Annotated in this window: 8 protein-coding genes; 7 read left to right on the top strand and 1 reads right to left on the bottom strand. The window is 66.7% G+C overall.

Going from position 1 to position 8,618, the window contains the following annotated elements:
- Positions 1–992 (bottom strand): penicillin-binding protein activator (locus IC50_RS27500; RefSeq protein WP_050991128.1); only part of this gene is annotated, 992 nt, incomplete at its 3' end.
- Between the two features lie 341 nt (positions 993–1,333).
- Between IC50_RS27500 and rsmI the strand changes: the two genes are divergently transcribed.
- The 7 genes from rsmI to IC50_RS27465 all read left to right on the top strand — a co-directional run bounded on the left by rsmI (position 1,334) and on the right by IC50_RS27465 (position 8,604).
- Positions 1,334–2,284 carry a 16S rRNA (cytidine(1402)-2'-O)-methyltransferase gene (rsmI, locus tag IC50_RS27495; protein ID WP_035712089.1) on the top strand — a complete coding sequence of 317 codons (951 nt, stop codon included), beginning with the start codon at positions 1,334–1,336 and terminating at the stop codon, positions 2,282–2,284.
- Entirely contained in the window at positions 2,271–2,672 is a 402-nt protein-coding gene (locus IC50_RS27490) for a YraN family protein (RefSeq protein ID WP_035712086.1), read from the top strand. Before rsmI ends, IC50_RS27490 begins: the two co-directional genes overlap by 14 nt.
- A 10-nt stretch (positions 2,673–2,682) precedes the next feature.
- Positions 2,683–3,627: a glutathione synthase gene (gene gshB, locus IC50_RS27485; RefSeq protein ID WP_035712084.1), complete on the top strand. Its 945-nt coding sequence runs from the start codon at positions 2,683–2,685 to the stop codon at positions 3,625–3,627.
- A gap of 548 nt (positions 3,628–4,175) precedes the next feature.
- Positions 4,176–4,997, top strand: a complete 822-nt coding sequence (gene cpaB, locus IC50_RS27480; RefSeq protein WP_035712080.1) for a Flp pilus assembly protein CpaB — start codon at positions 4,176–4,178, stop codon at positions 4,995–4,997.
- Positions 4,998–5,007: 10 nt separating this feature from the next.
- On the top strand, positions 5,008–6,525 hold the full coding sequence (locus IC50_RS27475) for a type II and III secretion system protein family protein (RefSeq protein ID WP_035712078.1): 1,518 nt from the start codon (positions 5,008–5,010) through the stop codon (positions 6,523–6,525).
- A 61-nt stretch (positions 6,526–6,586) separates the two neighbouring features.
- Positions 6,587–7,318, top strand: a complete 732-nt coding sequence (locus IC50_RS27470; RefSeq protein WP_035712094.1) for a CpaD family pilus assembly protein — start codon at positions 6,587–6,589, stop codon at positions 7,316–7,318.
- A complete protein-coding gene (locus IC50_RS27465) occupies positions 7,315–8,604 on the top strand; it encodes an AAA family ATPase (protein ID WP_035712076.1) in 1,290 nt (429 codons plus the stop codon). The genes IC50_RS27470 and IC50_RS27465 overlap by 4 nt, the downstream gene beginning before the upstream one ends.
- Positions 8,605–8,618: the final 14 nt, after the last annotated feature.

Here is an 8,618-nt window from a genome sequence, read left to right as displayed (position 1 = left end):
GGCCCCCCGCCATATTTGGTGCGATAGCGGCCGGAGAAGGCGCGGAAGCCGGCCGGGTCGGGCGCGGCATAAAGGCCGCCCTGCAGCGCGGCGCTGGCATAGACGCGCGGATTGTCCCACAGGCCGGTGCCGAGCAGCTGGATGTTGCGCAGATTCGCGCCTGCGGCTGTCATCGCGTCCGCCACCGACACGACGGCATCGCCGTCATCGGCAATGAACAGCGCGTCCGCGCTGCCGAGCTGTTGCGCCACGGTGCGCGCCGGCGTGGCGCGATCGGCGCCATATTTCTCGAAGGCGACGATCCGCCCGCCGCGCCGCGGCGCCGCTGCCTTCACCGCCGCCTCGACGACATTGCCATAGGCATTGTCGGGCACCAGCACGGCGAGCGAGCGCTTTCCGATGCTGGCGGAATATTCGACGATGCGGTTGACGTCGGACTCCGGCAGGAACGAGAGCAGATAGACGCCGCGGCCGGCGATGCTGGAATCGGTCGAGAACGCGATCACGGAAATGCCGCGCGTGCGCGCGACCTGCGCCACTGCCGGGACCGACTGTGCGAACAGCGGTCCGAGGATGATCTCGGCGCCCTCGTCGACCGCCTGCTGCGCGCCGGCTTGCGCGCCTTGCGGGCTGCCATTGTCGTCCTTGATCAGGAGCTGGATGTTCGGGTTCTGGAACTCGGCCAGCGCCATCTCGGCGGCGTTGCGCATGGATTGCGCGGCGAGACCGGCATTGCCGGCGGCCGAAAGCGGCAGGATCAGGCCGACCTTCACGCCGCCGGTGCCGGCGGTCGTGGCCTGTTGCTGCGGACCTGCCGGCTGGGCCGGCGGTGCAGAACTCGAGAACGGGTTGGAGAACTGGCTGAGACTCTGCTGCACGCCGGCGCACGCCGACAGCACGGGCGCGCCGAGCAACAGGCCGAGCGCACTCCGACGGGTCGCCGACGATCGGGACCCCGGAACGGGAGACTTTGGATAACGCGGGCCTACCATGGGCAAATTCTCTTCTGACCGGCCGTTGCCGGCCGATCACGACATTCCTTCCACGACATGGGCCGCGGATTCGGGCATATTGTCGGCAAACAGTTAACCAAAACAAAAGGATAACAGCCGCTTAACGCAGCCGCCTTCCCCGTCCCCGCAGCCGTTCGCCGTCGCTCATCCAGCATCAAGGCGGCGTTTCCGTCGTGAATATGGCGCGAGGGCCTTCATTCCCTCTCGCCGTGATGCTGGATCGATCACATTCCCGTCCGTTCGCCGCCCCTCACCTTGGCGCGATCTTTTTCGACCAGCCGGTTCCCAGCCCTCCGGATCGTGCCTAAGTTGGCTTCATTATGCGCGCAAAGCCGGTCCCGATAAATACGTCTGAAGCTCAAGATACCGCCTCGCGCGGTTTCTCCATCGATGCCCATCGGCTCGCGGTGCCGAAGGCCGCGCCGGGTCTCTATCTGGTCGCGACACCCATCGGCAATCTCGGCGACATCACCCTGCGGGCGCTTCAGACCCTCGCCGGTGTCGATGTCATCGCCTGCGAGGACACCCGCATCACGCGCCGCCTGACCGAGCGCTATGCGATTGCGGCGCAGCTCAGGCCCTATCACGAGCACAACGCGGAAGCGGCGCGCCCGAAGATCCTGGAGGCGCTGGCGCAAGGCGGCTCGGTCGCGCTGGTGTCGGATGCCGGTACGCCACTGATCTCCGATCCCGGCTTCAAGCTGGTGCGCGAGGTCTGCGCCGCCGGCCATCCGGTGCACGCGCTGCCCGGCCCATCCTCGGTGCTGGCAGCTCTGTCGGTCGCCGCGCTGCCGACCGACCGCTTCTTCTTCGAGGGTTTCTTGCCGGCGAAATCGGCGGCGCGCCGCGCACGCCTGGCCGAGCTTGCGCGCATCGACGCAACGCTGGTGATGTTCGAATCGGGCAATCGGATGCAGGCCACCTTGACCGATCTCGCCGAAATCATGGGTGAACGCGAGGCCGCGGTCTGCCGCGAGCTGACGAAGTTGCACGAGGAGATCAGGCGTGCGCCCCTCGCCGAGCTCGCGCGACAAGCCGACGCGCCGGAGACGCGCGGCGAATTCGTTCTGGTGATCGGCCCGCCTGCAGCCGACGCCGATATGCTGGCATCGGATGCGCTCGACGGTCTCCTGCGCGAGCAGCTTGCCGCCAACAGCGTCAAGGATGCCGTGGCGCATGCGGTCGCACTCTCGGGCCGGCCGCGCCGCGAGGTCTATGCCCGCGCACTCGAGCTCGCAAGGGATCTTCGGGGCGGCGATGGCGAAGACTGATATTCCCAGGGAGCCGAAGGTCGCCTCGCCCGAGCGCGTCGCCGCGTTCCAGACCGGCATCTCGGCCGAGAGCCGCGCCGCTGCCTATCTGATGGCCAAGGGCTATCGCATTCTCGCCAAGCGCTACCGCACGGCGCATGGCGAGATCGATATCGTGGCGCGCCGCCGCAATTTGATCGCCTTCGTCGAGGTCAAGGCGCGGGCAACGCTGGATGAGGCCGCTTTCGCCGTGACGCTGCGCCAGCAGCGGCGCATCATCGACGCGGCGCAGGGCTGGCTCGCAGCGCATCCCGAGCATGCCGAATTCGAATTGCGATTCGACGCCATGCTGATTGCGCCGAAGCGACTTCCGCGCCATGTGTTGGCGGCATTCGACGCCTCGACCTGAAAGGCAGATCATGAAACTCAACGTCGCCGTCCAGATGGACCCCATCGCCCGCATCAACATCAAGGGCGATTCCACCTTTGCGCTGCTGCTGGAAGCGCAGAAGCGCGGCCATGGCCTGTCCTACTACACGCCCGACAAGCTCTCGATGGTCGGCGACGCGCTGGTCGCGCCGGTTCAGCTCCTGACCGTGCGCGACGAGCCCGGCGACCACTTCACTCTGGGCGAGCCCAGGCGCGAGGCGCTGAATGGTTTCGACGTGGTGCTGCTCCGCCAGGACCCGCCGTTCGACCTCGCCTACATCACCTCGACGCATTTGCTGGAGCGCATCCATCCCAAGACGCTTGTCGTCAACGATCCCGCCTCGGTGCGCAACGCGCCGGAAAAGCTGTTCGTGATGAATTTTCCGCAGCTGATGCCGCCGACGCTGATCTCGCGCGACCTGGATGAGATCAACGCGTTTCGCGACAAGCACGGCGCCGTCGTCATGAAGCCGCTGCACGGCCATGGCGGCGCGGCGGTGTTCCGCGTGATGCCGCAGGACATGAATTTCGGCTCGCTGTTCGACATGTTCTCGGTGACGTTCAGGGAGCCCTGGGTGATCCAGCAGTTCATCCCCGAGGTGAAGCACGGCGACAAGCGCATCATCCTGGTGAATGGCGAGTTCGCCGGCGCGGTGAACCGCGTGCCGGCCGCGGACGACCTCCGCTCCAACATGGTCCGCGGCGGCGCGGCGCAGGAGACCGAGCTCACCCCGCGCGAACGCGAGATCTGCGCCACGGTCGGCCCGGCGCTGCGCGAGCGCGGCCTCCTCTTCGTCGGCATCGACGTCATCAACGGCAACCTCACCGAGATCAACGTGACCTCGCCGACCGGCATCCGCGCCATCTCGCGGCTCGGCGGCCCTGACGTCGCGGCCAGGATCTGGGACGTGATCGAGCAGAAGCGGAAGAAGTAGCACCGGCCGGCAGTGATTGCGTTAGGGAGCCTGCAACCTCTCCCCACCGTCATCCCGGACAAGCGCAGCTCCCGACAACGCGTAGCGTTGTCTAGGAGCGGAGCGCCAATCCGGGACCCCAGCGCGAGCACTTGCGCTCGTCGCCATAGCCACAGGGCGTGGTTTGGCGAAGACTCCTCGTTGGTACTCCTAGTCTTTCGTAACCGAGAGATCACGCGACTTGGGTCCCTGCGTTCGCAAGGGACGACAGCGATTTTGTGCGCCTGCGATCTCGCTGGCATCGTGGTAGGCCGTCGCCATCCTCGTCGCTAACCACCCGTTCACCATGACGCCCCGCGCCTCATTCGAACGCGTGCACCGGTATTACGTGAAACTACGGGGCCGCCGGCCGGCCGAATAACGCCGCGTTCACCATCTGCCGAAATCCGGCATCGCGGCCGGCCATCGCATTCGGCCTCGCAACACCCCTTATACCTTTGCTCCCTACTCATCGACGCGGGGGAACACGCCAGGTGCGGTTCGAGTGCCCCGCGTAAGAGTAGAAGCGTATGAACACCGCACGCATTGTCGTTCTCGTCATCGCTCTCGGCGCCGGCGGCGTCGCCGCCTATCTGGCGAGCGGCTTTGACAACAATCCCGCGCCTGCCCTTCCCGTCGCCGAGAAGCTGCCGACGGTCGAGGTCCTCGTCGCGAAGAACGATGTCCAGCTTGGCCAGGCCGTCAAGCCCGACGACCTGCAATGGCAGTCCTGGCCGGCCGCGACTGCGAGCAGCGCCTTCATCCGCCGCGACAGCCGGCCCGACGCGCAGACCCAGATCGCCGGCTCGATCGCGCGCGTGCCGTTGATGCAGGGCGAGCCGATCCGCGAGCAGAAGCTGGTCAGGGCCGAAGGCTCCGGCTTCATGGCGGCGATCCTGCCCTCCGGGATGCGCGCGGTCTCCACCGAGATTTCAGCCGAAACCGGCGCCGGCGGCTTCATCCTTCCGAACGATCGCGTCGACATCGTCCTGACCCGCCGCCTGAAGAATCCCGACGGCGCCAACCCTAACGGTCCGGCCGGCGGCAACGACCTCATCCTGTCCGAAATCATTCTCGCCAACATCCGCGTGCTCGCGATCGACCAGGCGCCGAAGGAAAAGGACGGCCAGAACGCCGTGGTCGGCAAGACCGTCACGCTCGAGCTCAGGCCCGACCAGGTCGCCACGCTCTCGGCCGCACGCCAGGGCGGCACGCTGACACTCGCGCTGCGCAGCATCGTCGATGCCAACGCAGTCGACGGCACGCCCGAGGACCAGGCGGTCAAGCGTCCGGGCGGCGTCAACGTGATTCGTTACGGCGTGCAGGCACGACAACTGACGTCACAGAAGTGATGGGGATAGCATGAACTACGGGGGAGATCGGACGGGCCTGCGCATTCGGGGGAAGCGCGCGCGGTCGTTCTTGGCGGGGACGATGTTGATGCTGGGGCTGCTTGCAGCCGCGGACGTCGTCGGCGCTGCGGATGCGCCGGTCGGCGACCAGGCGCCGATGCAAGCGCCGGACCTCGGCGTGTCCCCGGTCGCGACGATCGCGCCGGCGAGGACGCGTTTTCTCTCGCTTGGTGTCGGCAAATCAGTCGTCATCGACCTGCCGCGCGAGGTCAAGGACGTGCTGGTGGCCGACCCCAAGATCGCCAATGCGGTGATCCGCTCGGCCCAGCGCGCCTATATCATCGGCGGCCAGGTCGGCCAGACCAACGTCGTATTCTTCACCGCCGACGGCCAGCAGGTCGCCTCCTACGACATCGCGGTGAAGCGCGATCTCAACGGCATGCGCGCGGCGCTGCGCCAGTCCTTGCCGGGCGTGCAGATCGAGGGCGTCGGCGACAGCGTGATGCTGACCGGCTCGGTGTCGAGCCCGGTCGAGGCCCAGCAGGCCGGCGACGTCGCCGCAAAACTCGTCGGCGGCTCCGACAAGGTCGTCAACAACATCGTCGTGCGCGGCCGCGACCAGGTGATGCTCAAGGTCGTCGTCGGCGAAGTGCGCCGCGACATCGTCAAGCAGCTCGGCGTCGATCTCAGCGCCAGCCTGAACGCCGGCACCGCCGTCGTGAATTTCAACAACTCCAACCCGTTCTCGGTCTCCGGCGGCCCGCTCGTCAGCAGCAACGGGCTCGGTGTCACCGGGCTCGCAAAAGGCGTGGCCACCGTCAACGCCACGATGCGCGCCATGGAAAGCGCCGGTGTGATGCGGACGCTGGCCGAGCCGAGCCTGACGGCGATCTCCGGCGAATCAGCGACTTTCATCGCCGGCGGCGAATTTCCGATCCCTGCAGGCTATTCCTGCGATCCGGTCACCCACGTCTGCACCACCCAGATCACCTACAAGAAGTTCGGCATCTCCCTGAATTTCACGCCGGTCGTGCTGAGCGAGGGACGTATCAGCCTGCGGGTGATGACCGAAGTCTCGGAGCTGTCGAATCAGAACGCCATCTCCGTGACGCAGGCGGTGTCCGCGGGCCAGACCAGTTCGATCACCATTCCCTCGATCCAGACCCGCCGCGCCGAGACCACGCTGGAAATTCCCTCGGGCGGCTCGATGGCGATGGCCGGCCTGATCCAGCAGCAGACCAAGCAGGCGATCAACGGCCTGCCCGGCGTCGACCAGGTGCCGATCATCGGCGCGCTGTTCCGCAGCCAGGACTTCGTCAACAACGAGACCGAGCTGATGGTGATCGTGACGCCCTATGTGGTGCGCGCGGTCGCCCAGAAGGAATTGTCCCGGCCCGACGACGGCTTCGCGCCGGCCTCGGACGCGCAGACGGCGCTGCTCGGCCGCATGAAGCGCCTCTATGGCATCGCGCGCCGGGTCGATCCGATCAACGGCGCGCCCGGTGATTTCGGCTTCATCATCGACTGAAGTGAACGGTTTGGGGACCGAGCGGGAAACGGGCAAGAAACAGGCAAGAGGGGACCAGGCGATGACGACAACATCAGCCGATCGACGTCGCAATTTGCGGATCGCGCTGGCACTGGCGGGGCTCTCCGTCATGCTCGGCGCTTGCAACACGACCGAGATCGTCACCCAGACGGTGCCGACCGACTATCGCCAGCGCCACCCGATCGCGGTGCAGGAAGGCAGGAAGTCGATCGTGATCTTCGTCGGCAAGTCGAGAGGCGGCCTCTCGGCCGCACAGCATGCGGACGTCGCGGGCATCGCCCGGGACTGGGTGCGCGAAGGCACCGGCTCCGTCGTCGTCGACGTGCCCACCGACACCACGAATTCGCGCGCGGCGGCGGCGACCTATCAGGAAATCCGCTCCGTGCTCGCAGCCGGCGGCGTGCCGTCGCGTGCCATCGTCCAGCATCCCTATCGTCCCGAGGATCCCGGGCTGCTGCCGACGATCCGGCTGAGCTATTCCAAGATCAGCGCAGTGGCCGGCCCCTGCGGGCTGTGGCCGGAAGACGTTGGTCCGAACATCCTCGACCCCGGCTACAACGAGAACCGGCCCTATTTCAATCTGGGCTGCGCCAGCCAGCGCAATCTCGCGGCCATGATCGACAACCCGGCCGACCTCGAGCAGCCGCGCGCCGAGACGCCGGCCTATACCGCACGGCGCGACATCGCCTTCGAGCGCTATCGCAAAGGCACCGCGATCGCGACTCCCAACCCCGACGCCGACAAGGCCAAACTCAGCGATACCGGCAGATGACACGGCTCCACGACGAAGACGCGGACGATCCGCGACACCCCGAGGAACACATTGCGCCGGTTCCTCGCATTTCGGTGCAAGCCTTTTGCGAGACCGAGCAGACGCTCAAAGCGGTGACCGCGGCTGGCCAGGACCGCCGGCTCGCCAAGGCGCACCTCACCGCCAGGGACGGCGGCCTCGCCGCCGCGATCGAAGTCTATGAATCGATGCCGACGCCGAACGTGATCGTCATCGAGTCCGACGGCACGCGCGACATCCTCGAGGGCCTGGACGATCTCGCCGGCGTCTGCGATCCCGGCACCCGTGTGGTCGTGATCGGCAACCCCAACGACACCGCGCCCTATCGCGAGCTGGTGCGCCGCGGCGTCAACGATTACGTGGTCGGGCCGGTCGAAACCCTCGACGTCGTCCGCTCGATCTGCAGCCTGTTCTCGGCCTCCGAGGCCATCATCACCGGCCGCGTCATCGCGGTGGTCGGCGCCAAGGGCGGCGTCGGTGCGTCCACCGTCGCGCACAATCTGGCCTGGACCATCGCCCGCGACCTCGCGCTCGATTCCGTCGTGATCGATCTCGACCTCGCCTTCGGCACGGCGGGCCTCGACTACAACCAGGACCCGGTGCAAGGCATCGCCAACGCGGTGCTGTCGCAGGACCGGCCGGACACGGCGCTGATGGAGCGCCTGCTCGCCAAATGCACCGAGCGCCTCAGCCTGCTCGCTGCGCCTGCCACCCTCGACCGCGTCTACGATTTCGGTGCCGAAGCCTTCGATGCGGTGTTCGACACGCTGCGCATGACGACGCCCTGCATCGTGCTCGACGTTCCCCATCAATGGTCCGGCTGGACGCGGCGCGCGCTGGTGAACGCCGACGACATCGTGATCGTGGCCGAGCCCGATCTCGCCAACTTGCGCAACACCAAGAACATGCTGAGCGTGCTGAAGGCGGCGCGACCGAACGATCGGCCGCCGCTGTACTGCCTCAACCAGGTCGGCATGCACAAGCGCGCGGAGATCGAGGTCAAGGCGTTCGCCAAGACCATGGAGAGTCAGCCGATCGCGGTGATCCCGTTCGATTCGAAGCTGTTCTCGACCGCGGCCAATAACGGCCAGATGATCGCGGAGGTCTCCAAGACCCACCGCACCACCCTTCTGTTCCAAAACATGGCAAACCGCCTCGCCGGCCGCGGCGAAGTGAAGAAGCCGAAGCGCTCGCTGCTCGAGCCGCTCCTGAAAAAGCTGAAGGGCCGGTCAAGCCGCAACTCCGCGCCGCATCGCAAGGCGTCGTAAGCGCACACCAAAAG

The organism is Bradyrhizobium genomosp. I (2014), assembly GCF_000261685.1.
GTDB lineage: Bacteria > Pseudomonadota > Alphaproteobacteria > Rhizobiales > Xanthobacteraceae > Bradyrhizobium.
The sequence above is the reverse complement of the archived record's forward strand: the minus strand, read 5'-3'. Positions and strand labels throughout refer to the sequence as shown.